The 21,135-nt window shown below is 71.0% G+C and carries 19 protein-coding genes and 1 pseudogene; 8 read left to right on the forward strand and 12 right to left on the reverse strand.

What is annotated here, in order from left to right:
- Positions 1 to 55: 55 nt before the first annotated feature.
- Positions 56 to 1,501 (forward strand): NADP-dependent phosphogluconate dehydrogenase, encoded by a 1,446-nt coding sequence (gndA, locus tag J7F03_RS26385; RefSeq protein WP_214953670.1) that lies wholly within the window; start codon positions 56 to 58, stop codon positions 1,499 to 1,501.
- Between the two features lie 304 nt (positions 1,502 to 1,805).
- On the opposite strand, the gene J7F03_RS26390 is transcribed toward gndA, so the two are convergent.
- The 4 genes from J7F03_RS26390 to J7F03_RS26405 form a co-directional block, all read right to left on the reverse strand.
- Positions 1,806 to 2,441 carry an arylsulfatase gene (locus J7F03_RS26390; RefSeq protein ID WP_308379970.1) on the reverse strand — a complete coding sequence of 212 codons (636 nt, stop codon included), beginning with the start codon at positions 2,439 to 2,441 and terminating at the stop codon, positions 1,806 to 1,808.
- The gene (locus tag J7F03_RS26395; protein WP_214953672.1) at positions 2,435 to 2,788 is read right to left on the reverse strand and encodes a GNAT family N-acetyltransferase; all 354 of its coding nucleotides are present in this window, start codon (positions 2,786 to 2,788) and stop codon (positions 2,435 to 2,437) included. Before J7F03_RS26395 ends, J7F03_RS26390 begins: the two co-directional genes overlap by 7 nt.
- A gap of 15 nt (positions 2,789 to 2,803) precedes the next feature.
- The gene (panD, locus tag J7F03_RS26400; RefSeq protein ID WP_214953674.1) at positions 2,804 to 3,223 is read right to left on the reverse strand and encodes an aspartate 1-decarboxylase; all 420 of its coding nucleotides are present in this window, start codon (positions 3,221 to 3,223) and stop codon (positions 2,804 to 2,806) included.
- Positions 3,224 to 3,358: 135 nt separating this feature from the next.
- A complete protein-coding gene (locus tag J7F03_RS26405) occupies positions 3,359 to 3,805 on the reverse strand; it encodes a hypothetical protein (protein ID WP_214953676.1) in 447 nt (148 codons plus the stop codon).
- 246 nt (positions 3,806 to 4,051) lie between these two features.
- On the opposite strand from J7F03_RS26405, the gene J7F03_RS26410 reads away from it, so the two are divergent.
- Positions 4,052 to 4,543, forward strand: a complete 492-nt coding sequence (locus J7F03_RS26410) for a DUF1269 domain-containing protein (RefSeq protein WP_214953678.1) — start codon at positions 4,052 to 4,054, stop codon at positions 4,541 to 4,543.
- 391 nt (positions 4,544 to 4,934) lie between these two features.
- The gene (locus J7F03_RS26415) at positions 4,935 to 5,363 is read left to right on the forward strand and encodes a hypothetical protein (RefSeq protein WP_374104396.1); all 429 of its coding nucleotides are present in this window, start codon (positions 4,935 to 4,937) and stop codon (positions 5,361 to 5,363) included.
- 72 nt (positions 5,364 to 5,435) lie between these two features.
- Here the strand turns inward: J7F03_RS26415 and J7F03_RS26420 are convergent.
- A pseudogene (locus J7F03_RS26420) lies at positions 5,436 to 6,026 on the reverse strand (pyridoxamine 5'-phosphate oxidase family protein); the annotation flags it as partial.
- Between the two features lie 11 nt (positions 6,027 to 6,037).
- Between J7F03_RS26420 and J7F03_RS26425 the strand changes: the two are divergent.
- Positions 6,038 to 7,120, forward strand: a complete 1,083-nt coding sequence (locus tag J7F03_RS26425) for a hypothetical protein (protein WP_214953684.1) — start codon at positions 6,038 to 6,040, stop codon at positions 7,118 to 7,120.
- A gap of 15 nt (positions 7,121 to 7,135) precedes the next feature.
- Here J7F03_RS26425 and J7F03_RS26430 read toward each other — a convergent pair whose 3' ends face one another.
- Positions 7,136 to 7,645 (reverse strand): hypothetical protein, encoded by a 510-nt coding sequence (locus J7F03_RS26430; protein ID WP_308379971.1) that lies wholly within the window; start codon positions 7,643 to 7,645, stop codon positions 7,136 to 7,138.
- A 118-nt stretch (positions 7,646 to 7,763) separates the two neighbouring features.
- Between J7F03_RS26430 and J7F03_RS26435 the strand changes: the two genes are divergently transcribed.
- The 3 genes from J7F03_RS26435 (at position 7,764) to J7F03_RS26445 (ending at position 10,572) form a co-directional block, all read left to right on the forward strand.
- Positions 7,764 to 8,270: a hypothetical protein gene (locus tag J7F03_RS26435; RefSeq protein WP_214953686.1), complete on the forward strand. Its 507-nt coding sequence runs from the start codon at positions 7,764 to 7,766 to the stop codon at positions 8,268 to 8,270.
- A 477-nt stretch (positions 8,271 to 8,747) separates the two neighbouring features.
- On the forward strand, positions 8,748 to 9,890 hold the full coding sequence (locus tag J7F03_RS26440; RefSeq protein ID WP_308379972.1) for a globin domain-containing protein: 1,143 nt from the start codon (positions 8,748 to 8,750) through the stop codon (positions 9,888 to 9,890).
- Between the two features lie 34 nt (positions 9,891 to 9,924).
- The gene (locus J7F03_RS26445) at positions 9,925 to 10,572 is read left to right on the forward strand and encodes a pyridoxamine 5'-phosphate oxidase family protein (protein WP_214953690.1); all 648 of its coding nucleotides are present in this window, start codon (positions 9,925 to 9,927) and stop codon (positions 10,570 to 10,572) included.
- On the opposite strand, the gene J7F03_RS26450 is transcribed toward J7F03_RS26445, so the two are convergent.
- From J7F03_RS26450 to J7F03_RS26475, 6 genes are all read right to left on the reverse strand, one after another.
- On the reverse strand, positions 10,505 to 11,365 hold the full coding sequence (locus tag J7F03_RS26450) for a cellulose binding domain-containing protein (RefSeq protein ID WP_251072521.1): 861 nt from the start codon (positions 11,363 to 11,365) through the stop codon (positions 10,505 to 10,507). The two genes, J7F03_RS26445 and J7F03_RS26450, sit on opposite strands and share 68 nt — an antisense overlap.
- 104 nt (positions 11,366 to 11,469) lie before the next feature.
- Positions 11,470 to 14,394 carry a glycoside hydrolase family 48 protein gene (locus tag J7F03_RS26455; RefSeq protein WP_214953692.1) on the reverse strand — a complete coding sequence of 975 codons (2,925 nt, stop codon included), beginning with the start codon at positions 14,392 to 14,394 and terminating at the stop codon, positions 11,470 to 11,472.
- A 226-nt stretch (positions 14,395 to 14,620) separates the two neighbouring features.
- Complete coding sequence (locus tag J7F03_RS26460; protein WP_214953694.1) at positions 14,621 to 15,646, reverse strand: LacI family DNA-binding transcriptional regulator; 1,026 nt, start codon at positions 15,644 to 15,646, stop codon at positions 14,621 to 14,623.
- A 28-nt stretch (positions 15,647 to 15,674) separates the two neighbouring features.
- A complete protein-coding gene (locus J7F03_RS26465; protein WP_214953696.1) occupies positions 15,675 to 16,592 on the reverse strand; it encodes a carbohydrate ABC transporter permease in 918 nt (305 codons plus the stop codon).
- Positions 16,589 to 17,572 carry a carbohydrate ABC transporter permease gene (locus J7F03_RS26470; protein WP_214953698.1) on the reverse strand — a complete coding sequence of 328 codons (984 nt, stop codon included), beginning with the start codon at positions 17,570 to 17,572 and terminating at the stop codon, positions 16,589 to 16,591. The genes J7F03_RS26465 and J7F03_RS26470 overlap by 4 nt, the downstream gene beginning before the upstream one ends.
- Positions 17,569 to 18,888, reverse strand: coding sequence for an ABC transporter substrate-binding protein (locus tag J7F03_RS26475; protein WP_214953700.1), 1,320 nt, complete (start codon positions 18,886 to 18,888; stop codon positions 17,569 to 17,571). The genes J7F03_RS26470 and J7F03_RS26475 overlap by 4 nt, the downstream gene beginning before the upstream one ends.
- Positions 18,889 to 19,104: 216 nt before the next feature.
- Between J7F03_RS26475 and J7F03_RS26480 the strand changes: the two genes are divergently transcribed.
- Positions 19,105 to 21,126, forward strand: a complete 2,022-nt coding sequence (locus tag J7F03_RS26480) for a beta-galactosidase (protein WP_214953702.1) — start codon at positions 19,105 to 19,107, stop codon at positions 21,124 to 21,126.
- Positions 21,127 to 21,135 lie beyond the last annotated feature (9 nt).

Below are 21,135 nucleotides of genomic sequence, written 5' to 3' on the forward strand. Positions count from 1 at the left end.
AGCAGTACCGAAGCAGCACCGAAGAGCAGCACCGACGCACTCAGGAGCGCACCCCATGAGCAGCAGCACGGCCCAGATCGGCGTCACCGGTCTCGCGGTGATGGGCAGCAACCTCGCCCGGAACTTCGCCCGCAACGGATTCACCGTGGCCGTCCACAACCGCACCGCCGCCAAGACCACGGCGCTGGTGGAGGAGTTCGGGCACGAGGGCGCCTTCGTGCCCGCCGAGTCCGCCAAGGAGTTCGTGGACGCGCTGGAGCGTCCGCGCCGTCTGATCATCATGGTGAAGGCCGGCGAGCCGACCGACGCCGTGATCCGCGAGTTCGCTCCACTGCTGGAGCCGGGCGACGTCATCATCGACGGCGGCAACGCCCACTTCGAGGACACCCGGCGACGCGAGAAGGAGCTGCGCGAGCAGGGCCTGCACTTCGTGGGCGTCGGTATCTCGGGCGGCGAGGAGGGCGCGCTGCTCGGGCCGAGCATCATGCCCGGCGGCTCCGAGGAGTCGTACGCCTCGCTCGGCCCGCTGCTGGAGAAGATCTCCGCGAAGGCCGCCGACGGTACGCCCTGCACCTCGCACGTGGGCCCCGACGGCGCCGGCCACTTCGTCAAGATGGTCCACAACGGCATCGAGTACGCCGACATGCAGCTCATCGCCGAGGCCTACCACTTGCTGCGCGAGGTCGCCGGCTACTCCCCCGCGAAGATCGCCGAGACCTTCCGCGCCTGGAACGAGGGCCGGCTGGACTCGTACCTGATCGAGATCACCGCCGAGGTGCTCGCCCACACCGACGCCGCGACCGGACTGCCGTACGTGGACGTCGTAGCCGACGCCGCCGAGCAGAAGGGCACCGGACGCTGGACCGTTCAGATCGCCCTCGACCTGGGCGTTCCGGTGTCGGGCATCGCCGAGGCGGTCTTCGCCCGCGCGGTTTCGGGCCACGGCGAACTGCGTACGGCCGCCCGGGGCCTGGCCGGCCCGAAGGCCGAGCCGCTCTCCCCCGAGGCCGCGGCCGCCTTCGCCGCCCAGGTCGAGCAGGCGCTGTACGCCTCGAAGATCGTCTCGTACACCCAGGGCTTCCACCAGATCCAGGCCGGCAGCGAGGAGTACGGCTGGGGCGTGGACCTGGGCGCCGTGGCCTCCCTGTGGCGCGGCGGCTGCATCATCCGGGCCGCGTTCCTGGACCGGATCCGCGCCGCGTACGACGCCCGGCCGGAGCTGCCGAGCCTGCTGGCCGACGCCGGGTTCGCCGAGGAGATCGGGGCCGCCCAGGAGGGCTGGCGCGAGGTGCTGGTGGCGGCCGTCCGCCAGGGCATTCCGGTACCGGCCTTCGCGGCCTCGCTGGCGTACTACGACGCCCTGCGCTCGGAGCGGCTGCCGGCGGCCCTGACCCAGGGCCAGCGCGACTTCTTCGGGGCGCACACCTACCGGCGGACCGACCGCGAGGGTTCGTACCACACCCTGTGGAGCGGTGACCGCTCAGAGGTCCGTACGGCCTGACGCGCGCGGGAGCCTTCGGCGGCGCGGCGGCACGCGGACAGGGGCCGCCGCGCCGGCGGTGGCGCGGCGACGAGACGGCGGTCCGACAGCCGAGCTCAGCTCATCGGCTCGGGCCCCGGCATCGGCGCGGGCCCGGGCGGCGGCGGAACGGGATCGGGCTCGGGTACCGGACCCGGCGTGGGCGGCTCGGGCCTGGGCAGCGGCCCGGGGTCGGGGAACGGATTCGGCACCGGGGCCGGACCGGGGACGGGGGGCTGTGTCATACCTCCACCCTGCCTCCGTCCCGGCCCTGCCGCCCGCCGGGCTACTCTCCGAGGGCGGCCGCGAGGCCGGAAGCGGGGCTGGACAGGACCGGCGTCGAGGTCGTGACCAGGGCCGCCGCGCCGGTCATGGAGACCTGGGCGAGGACGATGACGTCCACGTCGGTGAGGGCGTCCGCCGAGGCGGCCACGAGGCCGAGGGAGCCGGCGTCGTCACCCGCCGCGAAGCGGTCCCACGCCCCCTCGACCAGCCGGGTGCGCACCGACACCGGCCGGCCGGCCTTGGCGGCCTCCTCCTCCAGCAGCTCCACCGTCGGGGCGAGCGTCGACTCCACCGTGGCCAGTACGGCGATCCGCGGCCCCGTACGGACCGCGTCGGCCGCCATCGGGCGGTCCACGCGCAGCACCGGGACGCCCAGGTCCAGGGCCAGGGCCTCGCCGACGGCCCCGATGGTCGAGCAGGTGACCAGGACGGGGCCCGCGGAGCCTTCGAGCAGTTCCCGCACGGCCGGAGCCTGCGACTCGGGGCCCCGGGCCCGGGCCCGCTCCAGCAGCTCCGGCACCACGAGGTGGCGTAGGACCGCGCCCGGATGGTGCCGCTCGCGCAGGTCCTCGAAGACCGGGACGTGCACGGGCGAGGTGTGCAGCAGGGTCAGCGCCGGCGCGGACGGCCTCACCACAGGTCGGAGTCCGAGTCCAGCTGCGCCTTGGCGGCCGCGACGACCCCGGCCGGCGCTTCGGGCGCCTGCTCGGGGTGTTTGGCCGCCCAGCTCGCGGCATAGGGGCACAGCGGGACCACCGGCACGCCCTCGCCGGCCGCGATCCCGTAGAAGGTCTTCACCAGGTTCCCGGCGATCCCGCGGCCCTCGTGCCCCGGCTCGACGACGGTGTGGACCGCCACGAGCGCGTGGGGCGCCTCGGCGAGCACGAAGTAGGCGATGAATCCGACCACCGCCCCGTCCTCGACGGCCAGCAGCCTCCCGGACTTCCGATCGTCGACGAACGCGATCGACTCGACCTGCGGCATGGTCCCCGACTCCCCTCAGACAGCCACCGCGTGGGGGCTGCGCTCCTGGTCCGTTCCCGGAACCGGGGCGGACGGATCCGCGCCCAGCTCGACGATGCGATTGTCCCCGTCGACGTGCACGACGCGCGGCTTCAGCACCCGCGCCTCGGCGTCCTCGACCTGCGCGTAGCTGATGAGGATGACCAGGTCCCCGGGGTGCACGAGATGCGCGGCGGCCCCGTTGATCCCGATGACCCCCGAGCCCCGCTCGCCCTCGATGACGTACGTCTCCAGGCGGGCGCCGTTGGTGATGTCCACGATGTGCACGAGCTCCCCGGGCAGCAGGTCCGCCGCGTCGAGCAGATCGGCGTCGACGGTCACGGACCCGACGTAGTGCAGGTCGGCCTGGGTGACAGTGGCCCGGTGGATCTTGGACTTGAACATGGTACGAAGCATCGGAAAACTCCCGGAATGTCTGCTCCCTGCCTGCTCGCTGCAGGTCAAGGGCGGTCTCCGGAGCCTACAACGATTCGCATGTCCGGTCAGTAGTCCACAGGCCCCTCAGGACGCAGGCGGCGAAGCACGGCCCGGTCAGGCGGTCGGTCCCGCGTCCGCCTCCCGGTGCATACCCGTGCACAGCGCCCAGACGATGAAGATGTTGACCGCGACCAGCACCAGGGCCCACAGGGGGTAGTACGGCACCCACAGGAAGTTGGCGATCGCGCCCAGCCCGGCGACGGCGACACCGAAGAAGCGTGCCCACAGGGCTCCGCCGATGACGGCGCAGCCGGCGAGGACGAGGACGATGCCCAGGATGAGGTGTACCCAGCCCCAGCCCGCCAGGCTGAACTCGAACACGTAGTGGCGCGTCGCGAGGAACAAGTCGTCCTTGGCGATGGCCGCGATCCCTTCGAAGATCGCCATCACTCCACCGAAGATCATCAAGGCTGCCGCCAGGACGGTGGTACCGGATGTGGGCGCATGCCAGGGACCCGGGTGTGCGTCGCTTGCTCGGGGTCGGCTGGCGTCACTGGCCATTTCGATCTCCAAGGGTTGCAGAGCCGGCCTGGCGTGCCGGGACCGGCGGGATCCCCTGTTTCAGCGTGTCACGGCGTCCCTCCATCGGCATTCCGGCCTGCGGCGCCTACGAACCCCTCCGCATCACCGAGTGCTGGGGAGCCGGCGCCCGGCTCGTCGTTCGGCGCGCGCGGCGGTGGCGGGATGCCGAAGCCACCGCGAAGACTTAGCGTGCGTTGAGGTCCTGTCGCCAACCGGGAGGCGTTCATGTCGGAGCTGCTGGTGATCGGGTACGACGATCCCGAGACGGCCCGGCGGGCCTACACCACGGTGCGGGGGCTTCACCGGGATCGCGTCATCAGCGCGAGCGGGCTCGCGGTGGTGTCGGTGGACGCGCAGGGCGAGACGCACGTGGACACGCCGAGCCGCCTCATCGGTCCGTCGGCTGCGGCGGGGGCGGTGTGGGGCATCGTCTTCGGCGTTCTGTTCCTCCTGCCCGGCGTCGGGCTCGTGGCCGGCGCAGCGGTCGGCGGACTGCTGGGGAAGCTCGGCAAATCCGGTGTCGACGAGGAATTCCGCCGACGCGTCCAAGATCTCCTCAAGCCCGGGTCGGCGGCCGTGGCGATCATGGGCCTGATGGTGTCGGAGGACAGGTTCGCCGATGCCATGCGGCAGCACGGTGGCACGGTGTTGAAGACCTCGCTCGCAGACGCGGAGGAGACCGAGCTGGCCGAGCAGCTCGCCGGTTCCCTGCTGTAGGTGCGCGAGGCCTTCTCCCGGTCAGGCCTTGCGGGCGCGGCAGGGGTCGTCGGGGTCGAACGAGGCCCGGACCATGCGGCGCAGCGCCTGTCAGCCCCCGGCAACCCCGCTCGGTCCACTCCGGTCGCGGCAGGCGAGGACGGAATCGAGCATGAGGTGATGCCGACGTCGGCTCGTCAGCACGGGAGGAAGCCTCATGACCGTGTCCGGGAAGCACTCACCGGCTGGGCGGGGAGTGACGGCTGTCGCGTTGACGCTGGTCACCATGGTTTCAGGGGTGGCCGTACTGGCGTCGTGCAGTACGGGTGAGGGGGAGCAGTCGACCAGGACGTTCAGTCCCCGGCCGACGCCACCTGACACGGCTTCCTTCTCCGGCCTGCCGCCTGCCCCGATGAGTTCGGCCGCGGCGTCCGCACTCGCGTCGGCGTCGGCCGCGGCCTCGTCCGCGTCTGCCGCCGCTTCCGCTTTCGAGGCTTCCGTGTCGGCCGAGACCCTGCGGGCGAACGAGGCGGCTGCCGCGGAGCTGGCAAAGGTGTCGGGCGGTGGCAATGCGGGGGCCGATGTCTCACTGCGGGGCAAGCCGAGGGCCGAGACCGGAGGACTTCTGGCGGTCATCGTGAGCATCACCAACCGTACGGACAAGAAGGCGTCGTACGCCGTCCAAGTGGACTTCACGGATGCCGCCGGGAAGGTCGTGGAGAGCAGGATCGTCGGAGGGGAGGACCTCGCGCCCGGCAGGCTGGTCCAGCCCCTCGCCATCAGCCGCAAGCCGGCCGACTTGAACCTGACACCGCGGATCGCGAAAGCCCAGCGGTACTGATCACGCAAGCGGCCGCCGCGTGGGCGCCCCGGCCCCCGACCGCGCTCTCACGGTGCCTGCGACCGGTGCGCTCTACCGCGTCCCGAATGCCCGGGTGTTGCTCCGGGCGGTGACGTGCGCGGGTGGTTCGACGCCGTCCGCGAGGAGGGGGTCGGCTTCCGGCTCGCCCCAGGTGGCGACCAAGGGGAGGACTCCGGCCCAGATTCCGAGAGCGGCGTCGGGGCCGTCGCCGTCCTCCGGGCCGCCGGTGCTCATCTTGACCGACGCCTCCTCGAGCGACATGGAGAGCAGCGTGGTCGCCGCCATCTCCTTGGCGTTCGGCTGTCGTGCGTAGTCCCACTGTCCGGGTGCGGCCTGCTCGGTCAGGCAGCGCAGCCCCTCCAGCTTCTCCTCCTCGTCCGTGACCAGACGCGGGACGCCGTAGATCATCGCGCTGCGGTAGTTGACGCCGTGTTCGAACACCGACCGTGCCAGGACGAGGCCGTCCACGTGCGTCACGGTCACGCACACCGTCGCCTCAGGTGAGGCGACCAGGCTCCGGCTGGCCACAGACCCGTGGAAGTAGAGGTTCCGGCCGTCGCTCCCGTAGACGGTGGGGACGACCACGGGGTGGCCGTCGACGACCACACCGAAGTGGCACATGAAGCCCGCGTCCAGGATCGCGTGTCTACACCATGGACCACGCCCTCAACGCGCCCTGGACGTGGAACTGGACGCACCGCTACGGGGCCCCACTGTGGCTGGGTGGCGGCAACACGGTCCCCTACCGGTCGGCCCGCTGGACCTGGTCGGTCCTGTCTCCCGGCGAGGACAAGGTGTGGCGCGACACCGCGGGCAACGACCACCCGGCGGGCGGTGCCAAGGTCTCCCACGTCTTCGCGCTCAGCGACGACGGCAGCCGCATCACCTGGGTCGACCCCTGGCTCCCCGCCGACCACAGCTACGAGATGGCCACCCCGCTGCGCGGACGCTTCCAGGCCGCGGCACTGTCCATCGCCGCCTGCACCTCGTTCGTCATCAACCGCTACGGCGACATGTACACCCGCCTCTACGACTTCGACATCGCCGGCTCCGACAAGGTCTTCTTCAGCTACTCCTACCAGGACCAGCGCGACGCGGCCTTCCCGAAGATCCAGCTGCCCGCCCCTGACTGGATCCGTCAGCCCAAGATCCCCGGACAGGTCACCGACCGGATCTCGATCCACAAGACCGGCGTCGGATCGGACGCCCGCGAACTCCGCGTCGAGGGCAGCGACCACGGCCACACCGGCTACTGGAGCAAAGCCCTCACCGCGTCCCAGTGGACCTTCACCTCCACCGGCGAGGCCTTCGAAGGCCACGTCCTTCAGAACACGCCGGCCGACCGATCCACCGACACCCTCGCGCCGCCCTCGCCGTACCACTACAGCGGCACGCTCGGCCAAGTGACCGCCCGCGTCAACGAATTCGACGTCGCCGTCGCGGCCACACCCCTGATCCTGCAGGCGGGAGACCAGAAGCTCCAGCTCACTCTGCATACGGTCGACGGTCTGCGCCAGACCCCCCAGGCCCCGGGGCTCACCTCCCAACCGAGGAGTTTCTACGGCACCATCGAAGTTCCGCAGGCCGTCCTCGACGACCTCGACTCCTACCACCCCGCTCTGCGCGCCCTCGTCCGCGACCGGCTCAAGTCCGCCCGGTTCACCGACACCGACGTCGCCATCACCGACCAGACCATGACCATCACCCACCTCGGCCTGCCCCTGAACCGCACCTGACGGGGAAGTGCCGACTCAGTGTCCGGCGGCGGCCTTGACAACCGCGACCGCCGTGCCGATCGCCGCGTCGATCGCGCCGGCGAGCAGCGCGAAGACGGTCCCTCCGCCCATACGGATCCCGCCGTAGCAACCCCACGCGAACAGGGTGGCGACGTTGACCCCGGCCGCCGTGAGCAGGGCAGTCTCCAGGCCCATCGCCCCCAGTGCCGAGACGCCGACCAAAACGAGCGGGCCCACCGCGGACAGCAGCAGCGGGCTGCTGACGTAGAGCATCGCGCGCAGTTCCCGTCCCCGGGCGAGAGCGCCGTGCGTCACGCGGTGGGCCTGCTGATCGGCGACCAGTGCGGCCAGCCACAGGCCCACCGAGGCGGTCACGACCGTGGCCGCGGCTCCGAGGGCGTCGACATGGCCGCTGCCCGCGAGCCCGATGACGACGGAGATCATGGTGATCGTCGCGTAGAGCCGCTCCTTGAGCTGGGCCGCGGCCGTCTCCGTGCCCATGGCGTCCGCCACGCGTTCCGTCACGAAACCCACCGTAAGGGGCGGCCTCGCCGGGCACCCGGAACAACACCTGCCATCCCGGGCAGCGGGGGATCAGGACCCTCGGACTGCGCGCGGGGCGATCCGGTGCCAGCATCGGATCATGACGCCACAGGAGACGGGCGCCGCCTGCGCCGGTCGTCCCGGCCGGCGCAGGCGCGTGCTGCTCGGCGGCGGGGCGCTGGTCGCGCTCGTCGCGGCCTACTTCATCCTGGCCGCAACCGTCCCGCGCTGGTGGTCCCAGCGGGTGGGGGCGGCGGTGGACGGCCATCTGGGCACCGGGCTCGTGCTCGGGCTGGTCTTCGGGACCGCCTGCACGCTGCTGCCGCTGATGGTGGCCTGGATCGGTCTGCGCAAGCGGCGGCCCTGGAAGGTCACGGCCGGCTGGCTGGCCCTGGCCGTACTCCTCGCCCTGCCGAACCTGTGGACGTTGAGCGTCGTGGCCGGCGGTGGCAGCGCGGCACACGCCGGGCAGCGGGTCATGGACGTGGAAGCGCCGTGGTTCCGCGGCGCTACCCTGGCGGGTGCGATCGCCTCGGTGGCGGCCTTCGCCGGCTTCCTGGTCTACGCCCGGAAGCGGCGCGGCCGCCCGGCGAAGCGGGTGGCCTGACCGATAGGCGACGGGTACCGGAGCGAGTTCCTGGATCCGGGCGCCGATATCCGGCGCCGGAAGTCGTGAATCACTGCTTATCGCAAATACCGACCTGGGGCGGAATCGGTCATGCCGGTCATACCCCTTAGCTACTTTTGAGTCACCTCCATGGTCATGTAGCGTCCGGAACCGCTTGATCCGTTTCGGTGTTCCCGACCCCCGACGAGGACTCATGATCGCCACATTCGACGTCCCGATCACCGCTCTCGTGAAGCGACGATGTGCTGAAGACGCCGCCCGTACCGCGCTTCGGGGGCGTGGCCCGGTGACCGATGCCGCCCCACGGTCCGCCGACGGGAAGCCACCTCGAATAGCCAAGGGAGGAGCGCTGGTCCGTTGAGATTCCGGATCAATCGCTCAGGCCGAACCTCCGCACTCCCGACTCCGCAGGACCCGGCGCCCGCCCCCGCCGTCCATACCGTCGAGCCGGAGGTCGTGGAGGCACCTCTCTCGGCCCGCGAGATAGGACTCATCCGCGCCTCCGTGGCGGTGGTGGAACCACTCGCCGCGGAAATGACCGTCTACTTCTACGCGATCCTGTTCACCCGCTACCCCGAGGTCCGTCCGATGTTCCCGCCGGGGATGGACTCCCAGCGCGGCCGCCTGCTCCGCGCGCTGCTGCGCATCGTGGACCTGGTCGACGACCCCGAGAGCCTGGTGCGCTTCTGCGGGCACCTCGGACGCGACCACCGCAAGTTCGGCACGCTCAGCGCGCACTTCCCGGCCGTGGGCGAGTGCCTCCTCGCCTCTCTGGCCCGGTTCGCCGGCCCCGCGTGGACCGAGGACATCGCCGCCGCCTGGACCAAGGCGTACGGCGCGGTCGCCGGGGTCATGATCAGCGCTGCCGAGCAGGACGAGGCGGCACGGCCCGCCGTGTGGCCCGCCACGGTCGTGCACCGCGTCTCGCGCGGACACGGCATCGCCGAGATCACCGTACGGCCCCACATGCCCTACGAGTACGCCGCCGGACAGTACGTGAGCGTCGAGACCCCGTGGTGGCCGAAGCATTGGCGCTACTACTCCCCCGCCAACGCGCCCCGCGAGGACGGCACCCTCACCTTCCACGTGCGCGCGGTCGCCGGCGGCTCCGTCAGCAGCGCCCTGGTCAACCGGGCGGTGGTGGGCGACGTGGTCCACCTGGGAGCCCCGATGGGGGACATGGTGCTGGATGCCGCCGTCTTCAACGACCTTCTCTGCGTGGCCGGGGGCACCGGCCTCGCCCCGATCCGCGCACTCGTCGAAGAGGTGGCCCGTCGCGGCGGGCGCCATCAGGTGGACCTGTTCCTCGGTGCCCGCACCGGCGCCGAGCTGTACGGGGTGGACGACATGCTCCGGATGGCACAGCGGCACCACTGGCTGACCATCAGGGGCGCGATCTCCCACGAGTACATCCCCGGAATCCGGGGGTCTCTGCCGGAGGTGCTGGCCGAGTACGGGCCGTGGTACCAGCACGACGTCTATCTCAGCGGCCCGGCCCCGATGGTCGTCTCCGCCAGCGAAACGCTCACGCTCGGCGGCACCATGCCCGACCGCATCCACCACGACCCGTTCGAGACGCCCGTCCTGTCCTTTCCCTGAGTCAAGCGCCGCTCGTCCTGCCAGGAGAACGCCCGTGACCTTGCCGCCCCCGCTGCCCTTCGGATCAGCAGGAGAACACCAGCTGCAGCAGCAACTGGGCACCGCCGAGCGCGCCGCCCGGTTCTACGACCAGCAGGTGCGCCCCGGCCTCACACCCGAGATGCGGGACTTCATCGGCCGTCAGGCCATGGTCTTCCTGGCCACCGCCGACTCCCATGGGGAATGTGATGCCAGCTTCCGGGCGGGGCCGCCAGGATTCGTCCACGTGATCGACGACCGCACGCTCGCCTACCCCGAGTTCCGCGGGAACGGCGTGCTCGCCAGCGCCGGCAACATGACGGAGAACCCCCACCTCGGCATGCTGTTCGTGGACTTCACCCATGACCACGTGGGCCTTCACGTCAACGGCGTGGCCCGGCTCTACACCGACACGGGCCTACGCTCCCTCCATCCCGGTCTGCCCACCGACGTCGCGCCTGGGCGCAGTCCTGAGATGTGGGTCCAACTGAGCATCGAAGAGGCCTACATCCACTGCTCCAAGTACATACCCCACCTGGAGCCGGCCCCCCGCCCCACCAGCCATGGCCCCGCCCGCCCCAAGGACTCGAGCTACTTCACCGGACTCCCGGCCGCCCGCTCCGCAGTCCCGTCGCCCAGGCCGTCCAGCCCTCCTCCCCGTTGAGCACGAAGCCGTCGGGCGTGGCGGTCTCCTGCGGGGAACGGGTCCCGGGGAAGCCGAACGAGACCGAGCCGCCGGGCGGGACCGCGGCATTGTGCGACGCGTTCACGGCTGCCGCCGCGGCGCCCGTCTGGGTCACGGTGGCGTTCCAGGACTGGCTGACGCGGCGGCCGTCGGGGAAGGACCAGGCCAGACGCCAGCCGTCGATGGGCGTCGAGCCGGTGTTGCGCACCGTGACCGACGCCGCGAAGCCGGTATCCCACTGGCTGTCCACCCGGTACGTCACCGCGCAGCTTCCGGCCGGAGCCGCCCATCCCAGCGCCTCCGCGATGCCGTAGTACGCGGGCTTCGGCCGGAGGTCGCCGTCGTAGGGGGTGGCCGCTCCCTGGCCCGGGAAGAAGTCGGCGATCCAGGAGTCGGAGTCCGTGAAGCCCCATGCCGTGAGTCCTCGGCAGCGGGTGACGGCCACGCAGGCAGCCGTCACGGACCGGTAGTCGGCCTTCTGGCGTTCCAGCTTCACGACGGTGTCCGCGCCACCCCATTGGAAGGTGCCGCGCTGCGGCTCCACCGAGGCCCACTTCATCTCGTTGCCGGGGGTGACCGAGCCGAACTGCGTCCCGGCCACCGTCGCGTAGCCGCCGCCGAGCTTGCCCGACGTCACCGCCGTACCGGCGAAGACGCCCCGGGCGGCCCCGAGATCGCGAAGCACCGGAGCCTCTTGGGCCCCCGACGGCGACGGCAGAGCGAGGGTGAGGGTGAGCGCGGCGATCGCCGCGCCCATCAGACGACGCGACATGACGCGCCTCCCGTGGTGGACCGTGGATGTGTCGAGGCCGGGCAGCCCCCCTCGGCTCTGCCCGGCCTCGTCGTACGCGTTGCTGTCTCCAGCGGGGCGGGCTGTTATTCGAGCAGCTCCGCGTACGAGCCCATGGCCAGGGCGATGTCCGCCTGGGCCCAGAAGCGGTGGTACGTGAAGACGGGCGCGGCGCCGCCCGCGAGGTAGGCCTCGATCTTCGGCCAGGCCGGGTCGTCCTGGTAGAAGGTGCGGATCGAGGCGAAGGTGGACGCGGAGTTCACCGTGTCGCCGTTCGGCATGGTGCCGGTCCACGCGCCGGGCACGTACACCGGGTCGTCGAAGCGGTTGTAGTCGGTCCGGGTCTCCTGGACGGCGATGCCCAGCGGGTCCTGGTGGTGGGCCCACATGCCGTCGAGGAGGGCCTTGGCGACCCGCTTGGCCTCGGGGTGCCCGGACTTCGCGGCGTAGTAGGTCAGGGTCTTGGCGTAGGCGGCGGCCACGCCCACGTCGTCGGTGTAGTCGGCGACGGTGACGTGCAGACCCGCGTTGGCACCGGGAGCGGACGTGTTCCAGGTGTCGGGGGCGCCGGACCACTGGAGGGTGGAGGGGATGCGGTAGGTGCCGTCGGGGTTGATCGTGGTCTTCGACAGGGCCCAGGCGACCCACTTGTCGAGCACGGTCTTGGCGGCCGCGTCGCCCGTCTGCCGGTAGTACTCGGCGACCCGTTCCATGGACCAGGCCTGGAAGCCGAACCACTGGTTGGACGCCGGGTCGTGGTAGACCGGCTTCTCGTCGTAGAAGAGGCCGTGGAAGGTGGGGGTCCCGGCGGGGGGCTGTGCGTACCGCCCCTGCCAGCTGTTGGTGGCGCCGCCCGCGATGGCGCCCTCATCGGACTGGAGCCAGCGGTAGAACTCCAGCTGCCGGTCGAGGCTGGTCGCCCAGTCCGCCGCCCCGGTCGAGGACTTGGGCTTCAGCGGGGCGTACTCGCTGAGCGCGTAGGCGGCGAGCGGGTTCTGGTAGCCGCCGTGGGCGTGGCTGGAGCCGATCCGCCAGGACCAGCCGGCCGAGGTGTCGGCGGCGCCGCCCCAGGCGTAGTACCAGGACATCAGGTAGTGCGCGCTGTCCTTGCCGGTGCCGGCGGGGCAGACGGTCGGGCCGACGCAGTTCCCGGCCTTCTTGAAGTACTTGTCGAACATGGAGTACCGCAGGTAGTCGCCCATCTTCGCCGCCTTGGAGACGGTCGCGGTGACCTGGGTCCCCTTGCCCTGCTCCTTGGCCCAGATGTCGGCCCAGTAGGCGGCCTGGACGGCACGCGCGTCGGCGTCCGGGGCGTTGGTGAACTTCCACTGCTTGGCGTAGGAGGCATCCCCCGTGAAGAGGTCGAGGTAGCCGTTCCTGCCGCCGAAGGTGAAGTTGTCGCAGGTGGGGTGCGGGACGGTCTCCCAGACCGATTCCTGCGGCCCGCGCTGGAAGGTGTTGATGTACGAGGGTCCGGTCGCGGTCGGTCCGGCGGAGCACTTTCCGGGCTCGTTGCCGAAGCCGTAGACGTTGTCGACGTCCTGGAGCCAGTGCATGCCGTAGATGTCGTCCGTGCCGTACGCGCTCTTCAGCTCGCCGGCGATCGGGTCGGCGCCGGAGGTGACCGTCCCGTCGAGCTTGGCGGGGTACTGCGACGGAAGGTCGTGCTCGGGGGCGTAGGTGGCGGGCTTGGAGGCGTTGTAGGAGCCGGTCGTGGCCTGGTCGGCATGGGTGGGGATCATGAACTTCTCCATGGTGTCCCACGCGCCGTTGAACTTGGTCCAGTCCCCGGTGATCTTCCCGTACATCGCCTGGAGCCAGATCAGATAGCTGTACGCCTCCGACGTCGTCTCGTGCCCGTGGTCAGGGGCCTCGACGATCAGCGTCTCGACGGAGTGGTACGGGATGCCCTCGGGCGAGAAGTAGCCGTTGGCCGGGTTGGTGATCTTCCCGTGGAGGTCGAGGAAGCGGGCGTCGTACGTGGAGTCGGCGGCGAGTTGGGTCGCGCTGACCTCGGCCTTCGCATGACCGGGTGCGGTCGCGGTGAAGACGGCGGAGCCGCTGCCGGTGGTCCCGGCGGCGACCGTCACCTTCTGGGCCGTGCTCCAGTTCGCCGGGGTGAAGGTGAGCGTGGCGGGCGTCGCGGTGAGGTCGGTGTTGCCCGAGGTGCGTGCGACGCTCACCGTGACGTTCGCGGCCGGCTGCTTGGAGAGCTTCAGATCGAAGGTGCCCGTCTCCCCGCGGCGTACGGAGAGCTGCGCGGGCGTGGCGACGAGCGAGGGGCCGGCGGCGACGGTGATGCCGACGGGGGCCGACTCGGCGGAGGCGCCGAGGCTGTCGTAGGCCTTGGCGTAGAGGGAGTGGGAACCGGTGGCGAGGCCGGCGGCGGCCAGGGTGAAGGGCGCCGTGGTGTCCGTACCCAGGAGCGTGGTGCCGCTGTAGAACTCGACCTTGCCGACGGTGGCGCCGTCGGCCGCCGCGGCGGTGGCGGCGAGCGGGACGGGGTCGCCGGCGGTGTAGACGGCGCCCGCGGCGGGGCTGGTCAGGACGGCGACCGGGGGCTGGTGAGCTCCCGTGCACGAGGTGCCGTTGACGGCGAAGGAGGTGGGGGCGGCATTGGTCCCGCTGTAGGCGAACTGGGCGCCGGCGGTGACGGCCGCGCCGGCGGCGACGGTCTTGTTCCAGGCCGCTGCCGCGACGCTGACGGTCTTGCCGGACTGGGACCAGGTGCCGTTCCAGCCGTTGGTGAGCTGCTGGTTGCCCGAGTAGCCGTAGGTCAGGGTCCACCCGTCGAGCGGGGTGGCGGACCGGTTGGTGAGGGTGAGCTCGGCGGTGAAGCCCGAACCCCAGTCATTGGTCTTGTAGTCGACGCTGCACTGCACCGCGGCGGCCGCGGCGGTGGTGGCGCCGACGGCCGTGAGGCCGAGGGGAAGGGAGAGGGAGAGGGCCGCGGCCGACGCGGTCAGCAGCCTGCGTCGTCCGTGCGGTCTGGGTGGGGGGTGTACAGACATGCGGATGGTTCTCCTCGCGGCTCGGGGAGACGGGGGTGGCGAAGAACGCTGAGCACAAGCTCTAAACACAGTGGGAGCGCTCCCACTCTGCCGACGGGACCCAGCGGCGTCAAGATGCGCGAAGAGTCGAAGGCGTTTCGCGGGGAGTTCGGTCAACTCCTCTTTTACTTGGCGTCAGTTGCCGCTAAGGTCTGGCTCGGACAAGACGCCCCCAGGCTCTGTCCGGCTACGCCGATTCGCGGCGGACGAGCTCCGTGGGCAGGATGACCGCGGCCGGCTCCTCCCCCGCTATGCGCGCGAGGAGCATCCGCACCATCTCGGTGCTGATCCGGTCCCAGGGCTGGCGGATCGTCGTGAGCGAGGGCCGGGAGGAGAGCGCCGCCGGGGAGTCGTCGAAACCTCCCACCGCGATGTCCTCGGGGACGCGGCGGCCTGCCCGGGCCAGGGTGTCGAGGACACCCTGGGCCATCAAGTCCGAGGCCACGAAGACGGCGTCCAGGTCCGGAGAGCGTTCCAGGAGCAGGCGCGCCGCCTCCTCGCCGCTCGTGCGGCTGTAGTCGCCGGTGACGATCAGCGCGTCGTCGACGGGCAGGCCGTACTCGGCGAGCGTCTCCCGGTAGCCCGCGAGGCGTTCGACGCCGCCGGGGGTGTCGAGCGGGCCGGTGACGGTGGCGATCCGGCGCCTGCCCGACTCGTACAGGTGGCGCATCATGTCGCGGGCGCCGTCGCGGTCGTCGGCGGCGACATAGCCGATCTTGGCGGTCTGGCCGAGCGGTCTGCCGCAGGCGACGACCGGGACGCCCGCCTGGTGCAGCCGGGCCACCACGGGGTCGCCGTAATGGCTGGAGACCAGGAGCACCCCGTCCACGTGGCCGGCTTCGATGTACCGGAGGTTGCGCCGGCGTTCGTCCTCGGTGCCCGCGATCATCAGCAGCAGGGGCACGTCCTGGGTGGCGAGCGCCTGGCTGCAGGCCCGCAGGAGGACATTGAAGTTCGGGTCCTCGAAGAAGCGCTCCTGCGGCTCGGTCAGCAGGAAGGCCACCGAGCCGGACTTGCCGGTGATCAGTGAGCGGGCGTGCCGGTTGACGACGTAGCCCGTCCTGCGGATCGCGGCATCGACGGCCGCCTTCGCGGTGGGGCTGACGTAGTGCCCGCCGTTGAGGACGCGGGACACGGTGCCGCGCGAAACACCTGCCTCGCGTGCCACGTCGTGGATCGTCGCCGGGCGACGCCGGCTCGCTGCTGTGCTCATGCTCTGCTTCCCCTCGATCCCCTGTGCTTCAGGACTTTACGGCGCCGGAGAGCAGGTCGAGGCTCCAGAAGCGTTGGATAACCAGGAAGAGGGCGACGAGCGGGACGATCGCGAGGAGCGCACCCGTGACCACCAGGGTGTAGAGCGCGGGCTGGCCCGCGCCTTGCTTCAGCAGGGTGAACAGGCCCACGGTCATCGGGAACTTCTCGTCGTCGCCGAGCATGATGAACGGAAGCAGGAAGTTGTTCCAGATGGCCACGAACTGGAAGAGGAAGATCGTCACCAGCCCGGGGGACATCATCGGGACCGCGATCCTCAGGAAGATCCGCCACTCGCCCGCGCCGTCCATCCGGCCGGCCTCGACGAGCTCCATGGGGATGGCGGCCTCGGCGTAGATCCGGCCGAGGTAGACGCCGTACGGGGAGAGGATCAGCGGCAGCAGGACGGAGAGGTACGTGTCCGTCATGCCGGCCCGCGCCATCAGCAGGTACTGGGGGATGGCGAGGATCACGGGGGGCATCAGAACGCCCGTCAGGATCGTGTTGAAGAAGGCCTCGCGGCCCCGGAAACGGTAGACGGCGAGGGCGTAGCCGGCGAACGCCGACACCACCGTGGACAGCACGGCGCCCAGGCCCGCGTAGAACACGGAGTTGCCCATCCACCGCCAGTAGATGCCGTCGCGGTACGCGCCCAGGTCCGCGACGTTGTCGCCGAAGGCGTCGCCGGGCAGGAAGGTGAACGTGGCGAAGAGGTCCGCGCCCGACTTGGTGGAGGCGACCAGCACCCAGGCGACGGGCAGCAGGCAGTACAGCGCGCCGAGAAGCAGGGCGGCGGTCGGCAGCAGGGCGGTGCGGCGCGGGCGCGGCGGCCCCTGGGAGGTGCCGGGGGTGGTGCCGGCGGCCGGGGCGGCCTTGCGCGTCCGCGCCGGGGAGGCGAGCCCGGTCATCGGGTTGCTCCTTGCTTCGTACGGCGGTTGGAGACCCGCAGGAGGGCGAAGGACAGCAGGAAGGTGGCGACGGCCAGGACGACGGCGGTGGCCGAGGCGGCGTGGATGTTCCCGCCGACGAAGGCGTCGTTGTAGACCTTCATCAAGGGACTCCAGGTGGTGGGGATGCCGTTGGTGAGCGGCCGGAGCGTGGTCGGCTCGTTGAAGACCTGGAGGGTGGCGATGATCGAGAAGAAGAACGTCAGCACCAGCGAGGGCGCCACCATCGGGATCTTGATGCGCAGGGCGATCTGCAGCTGCGAGCAGCCGTCGAGCCGGGCCGCCTCGAACACCTCGGCGGGAAGCGAGCGCAGCGAGGTGTAGATCACGATCATGTTGAAGCCGGTGCCGCCCCAGACGGCGATGTTCGACATGGCCAGGTACAGCGGTCCGCCGTCCATCAGGTCCGGTTGCGGCAGCCCGAGGGTTTCCAGGAGGTAGTGGAAGGGGCTCACGTCGGGCAGGTACAGGAAGCCCCACAAGAGGGCCGCGATGACCCCGGGAACCGCGTACGGGAGGAAGATCGCCAGCCGCGAGAAGGAGCGGGCCCGCACCCGCTCGGAGTCCAGCAGGAGGGCGAACAGCAGGGCCAGGCCCAGCATGACGGGGACGACGATCGCTCCGTAGCCGAGGATCCGCAGGGCGCTGTGGCCGAGCTCGGAGTCCGTGAGGGCGGCGGTGTAGTTACCCAGGCCGGCCCAGACCTCCTCCTTGGCTCCCTTGCCCAGACCGAGCCCCTTGACCTCGATCCGGTGGAAGCTGAGCCAGATCGCGTAGCCGATGGGCAGCGCGAAGAAGAGGGCGAAGAGGACGGCTGCCGGGAGGAGGAAGGCGTACGGGGCGCTTCGCGCTCGTTTGAGGGTGGTGGTGGGCGACGGGCGGGAGTACGGGGCCGCCTTGGCCCCGTACTCCCGGCGCACGCCCGTGGGGCCTTGCGTCACTGGGCGACCTCGAAGCCCTGCTTCTTCAGGTCCGCGACGGTGGCGTCCTGCATGGCGGTCAGGGCGGCGCCGAAGCCGGACTTGGCCTTGGCCGCCTTGCCGAACTCGTCCTTGAAGGACGTGTAGGCCACGTTCACGTTGGGACCCCAGGCGGCGGGGGCGGTGGTCTTCGCTATCTCCGCGGCCTTCGTGTAGAAGTCGGGCTGGTTGGCGAAGAAGTCCGGGGCCTCGGCGAGCGCTCCGCCGGTCTGTGCGGCGGAGGCGGCGGGGTAGATGCCGCTCTCCTTGACCAGCGCGGCGAGCGCCTGCGGGTCGGTGTTCAGCCAGGTCGCGAACTTCGCCGCGGCGGCCTTGTGCTTGGAGTCGGTGGTGACGGCGGTGGTGGATCCGCCCCAGCTGCCGGTCGCGGGCTTCGAGGCGTCCCACTGGGGCAGCGGGGCCATGGCCCACTTGCCGCTGGTGTCGGGCGCGGCGGTGGTCAGGACGCCCGGGGCCCAGACGGCGCTGACCCAGCCGATCTGCTCGCCGGTGTTCAGCGCCTTGTTCCATGCGGGGGTGTACATCGGCTGGTTGTCTATGGCGCCCTCCGCCACCAGGCCGCTCCAGAAGTCGGCGACCTTCTTGGTGGCCGGGTCGTCGATGCCCACCTTCCACTTCTGTCCCTCGGTGGTCCACCACTGGGCGCCGGCCTGCTGGGCGAGACCGGCGAAGAGGCCGGAGTCGTTGGAGGAGAAGGTGGTCAGGGCCTTGTCGGGGGCCTTGGCCTTGAGGGCCTTGGCCGTGGTGGCGAACTCGTCCCAGGTGGTGGGCACCGTCAGGCCGTACTGCTGGAACAGGTCGGTCCGGTAGAAGAACATCAGCGGGCCGGAGTCCTGGGGCAATGCGTAGACGGCGTCGCTTCCGAGCGTGGTCTGCTGCCAGAGGCCGGGGGCGAAGGCGTCCTTGGCGCCCCCGACTTCCTTGGAGATGTCGGCGAGGGCGTCGTTGCTGACGAGGGTCGGCAGTGCCTGGTACTCGGCCTGGACGAGGTCGGGGGCCTGGTGCGCCTTGGCCGCCGTGATGATCTTGGTGACCAGGTCGTCGCCGGAGGCCTGCTTCTGGACCGTGACCTTGATGTTCGGGTTCTTCTGGTTCCAGAGCTCCGCCACCTTGTCCATGTTGGGCGCCCAGGCCCAGTAGGTGAGCGCGACGGGGCCGGACTCGGCGGCCGTCCCGTCCCGGTCGCCGGAGTCGGAGGATCCGCAGGCGGTGAGCGCGGTGGCGCCGAGGAGGACGGCCATGGCGGCGGCGAGGCCGCGGTACGTCGCGTGGGGCATGGGTACTTCTCCCTGACCGAAAGGGCCTCGCCCTCAGACGGGGAGGCCGATCATGCTTCTGTGAGCGTTCACAGTAGAGAAACGTTCCGGACACTTGTCAATGGTTGATCCTGTGCGGTTATGTTGCGTTGCGACATCGAGACCAGGTGTGTGCACGTTCCCAGTCGACGGACCCAATTGACTGGCTTTCAGATGCCGACACTCCAGGAGACGCTCATGCCGCAGACCACCCCCAAGGGCCTGAACCGGCTCGCGTTCGGCGGGGACTACAACCCCGAGCAGTGGCCGGAAAGCGTCTGGCAGGAGGACGTCCGGCTGATGCGCGAGGCCGGCGTCACCCTGGTGAGCGTCGGGATCTTCTCCTGGGCCCTTCTCGAACCCGAGCCCGACCGCTACGACTTCGGCTGGCTCGACCGGCTCCTCGGCCTGCTGCACGGGCACGGCATCCGGGTCGACCTGGCCACGCCCACCGTGGCCCCGCCCGCCTGGTTCTACCGCGCCCACCCCGATGCGCTGCCGGTCAGCCGCGAGGGCGTGCGGTACTCGTTCGGGTCGCGCGGGGCCATCTGCCACAGCTCCCCCGCCTATCGCGAGGCCGCCGCCCGCATCACCACCGAGCTCGCCCGCCGCTACGGCAGCCACCCCGCGCTCGCGCTCTGGCACGTGCACAACGAGTACGGCGTCCCCGTCAGCGCCTGCTACTGCGACGGCTGCGCCGCCCACTTCCGACGCTGGCTCGCCGCCCGCCACGGATCGGTCGACGCGGTCAACGAAGCGTGGGGCACCGCCTTCTGGGGCCAGCGCTACACCTCGTACGAGCAGATCGACCCGCCGCGGCTCACCCCCACGGCGGGCAATCCGGCGCAGCTGCTCGACTACCGCCGCTTCGCCGACGCCACCCTGCGCGAGAACTTCGTATCCGAACGGGACATCCTGCACCGGCTCTCGCCCGGGGTCCCCGTCACCACCAACTTCATGACCGCGCTCAGCCAGTGCGACTCGATCGACTACTGGGCCTGGGGCCGCGAGGTCGACCTCGTCACCAACGACCACTACCTGATGACCGACGGCCGGCGTACCCATGTCAACCTCGCGATGGCCGCCGACCTCACCCGCTCCGTCGCGGGCGGCGCCCCCTGGCTGCTCCTCGAACACTCCACCAGCGGCGTCAACTGGCAGCCCCGCAACCCCGCCAAGCGCCCCGGCGAGATGGCCCGCAACTCACTCGCCCACGTCGCCCGCGGCTCCGAGGGCGCGATGTTCTTCCAGTGGCGCCAGTCCCGGCGCGGAGCCGAGAAGTTCCACTCCTCGATGCTCCCGCACGGGGGCACCGACACCCGCGTCTGGCGCGAGGTGGTCCGCCTCAGCGCCGACCTCGACGCGCTGGCCGCGGTGCGCGGCACACGGACGGTCGCGGACGTCGCCATGGTGTGGGACTGGCAGTCCTGGTGGGCGCAGAGCCTGGAGTGGCGCCCGAGCGAGGCCCACGAGGCGCGCGAGCGCGCCGACAGCTTCTACGAGTCGCTGTACGACCGGCACCTGACGGTCGACTTCACCCACCCGGAGGCCGACCTGTCGGCTTACCCGCTGGTGGTCGTCCCCGCGCTCTACCTCGCCACGGAGGCCGCCGGTCGGAACCTGCGCGAGTACGTCGAGAGCGGCGGCACGCTCGTCGTCTCGTACTTCTCCGGGATCGTCGACGAGCACGACGCCGTGCACCCCGGGCCCTACCCGGGCGCGCTGCGTGACGTCCTCGGTCTGACCGTCGAGGAGTGGTCGCCGCTGCTCGACGGGGAGAGCGTACGGATCGACGGGCCGGGCGGCGCCTCGCTCACCGCCGACGTGTGGACCGAGTTCGTCGTGCCCCGCGGGGCCGAGAGCGTGTGGACGTACGCCGACGGACCTGCCGCCGGCGGGCCCGCCGTCACCCGCCACCGGCTGGGCCGGGGCACCGCCTGGTACGTCTCCACCCGGCTCGACGCGGCCTCGCTGGACACGATCGCCGCCGCCGCCTGCGAGGACGCCGGGATCGGCGCGCGCGGAGCGCTCCCCCGTGACGTGGAGGTCGTCCACCGCTGCGGGGACGGTGGCCGGTACCTCTTCGCGCTCAACCACTCCGGCCAGGAGGCCGAGGTAGCGCTGACGGGCTCCGGTACCGAGCTGCTCGGCGGCGCGGCGGTGAACGGGAAGCTCACCGTCCCGGCCGGTGCGGTCCGCGTCGTGCGACTGGACGCCTGACCGCACCCC

It is taken from the genome of Streptomyces sp. ISL-43, from assembly GCF_018614195.1.
Taxonomy (GTDB): Bacteria; Actinomycetota; Actinomycetes; order Streptomycetales; family Streptomycetaceae; genus Streptomyces.

Excerpts from the sequence above, each read along its gene's own strand:
- gndA (WP_214953670.1), top strand. The coding sequence starts at position 56 with ATGAGCAGCAGCACGGCCCAGATCGGCGTCACCGGTCTCGCGGTGATG.
- J7F03_RS26395 (WP_214953672.1), bottom strand. The coding sequence starts at position 2,788 with ATGCCGCAGGTCGAGTCGATCGCGTTCGTCGACGATCGGAAGTCCGGG.
- panD (WP_214953674.1), bottom strand. The coding sequence starts at position 3,223 with ATGCTTCGTACCATGTTCAAGTCCAAGATCCACCGGGCCACTGTCACC.
- J7F03_RS26405 (WP_214953676.1), bottom strand. The coding sequence starts at position 3,805 with ATGGCCAGTGACGCCAGCCGACCCCGAGCAAGCGACGCACACCCGGGT.
- J7F03_RS26410 (WP_214953678.1), top strand. The coding sequence starts at position 4,052 with ATGTCGGAGCTGCTGGTGATCGGGTACGACGATCCCGAGACGGCCCGG.
- J7F03_RS26415 (WP_374104396.1), top strand. The coding sequence starts at position 4,935 with ATGAGTTCGGCCGCGGCGTCCGCACTCGCGTCGGCGTCGGCCGCGGCC.
- J7F03_RS26425 (WP_214953684.1), top strand. The coding sequence starts at position 6,038 with ATGGACCACGCCCTCAACGCGCCCTGGACGTGGAACTGGACGCACCGC.
- J7F03_RS26435 (WP_214953686.1), top strand. The coding sequence starts at position 7,764 with ATGACGCCACAGGAGACGGGCGCCGCCTGCGCCGGTCGTCCCGGCCGG.
- J7F03_RS26450 (WP_251072521.1), bottom strand. The coding sequence starts at position 11,365 with ATGTCGCGTCGTCTGATGGGCGCGGCGATCGCCGCGCTCACCCTCACC.
- J7F03_RS26455 (WP_214953692.1), bottom strand. The coding sequence starts at position 14,394 with ATGTCTGTACACCCCCCACCCAGACCGCACGGACGACGCAGGCTGCTG.
- J7F03_RS26460 (WP_214953694.1), bottom strand. The coding sequence starts at position 15,646 with ATGAGCACAGCAGCGAGCCGGCGTCGCCCGGCGACGATCCACGACGTG.
- J7F03_RS26465 (WP_214953696.1), bottom strand. The coding sequence starts at position 16,592 with ATGACCGGGCTCGCCTCCCCGGCGCGGACGCGCAAGGCCGCCCCGGCC.
- J7F03_RS26475 (WP_214953700.1), bottom strand. The coding sequence starts at position 18,888 with ATGCCCCACGCGACGTACCGCGGCCTCGCCGCCGCCATGGCCGTCCTC.
- J7F03_RS26480 (WP_214953702.1), top strand. The coding sequence starts at position 19,105 with ATGCCGCAGACCACCCCCAAGGGCCTGAACCGGCTCGCGTTCGGCGGG.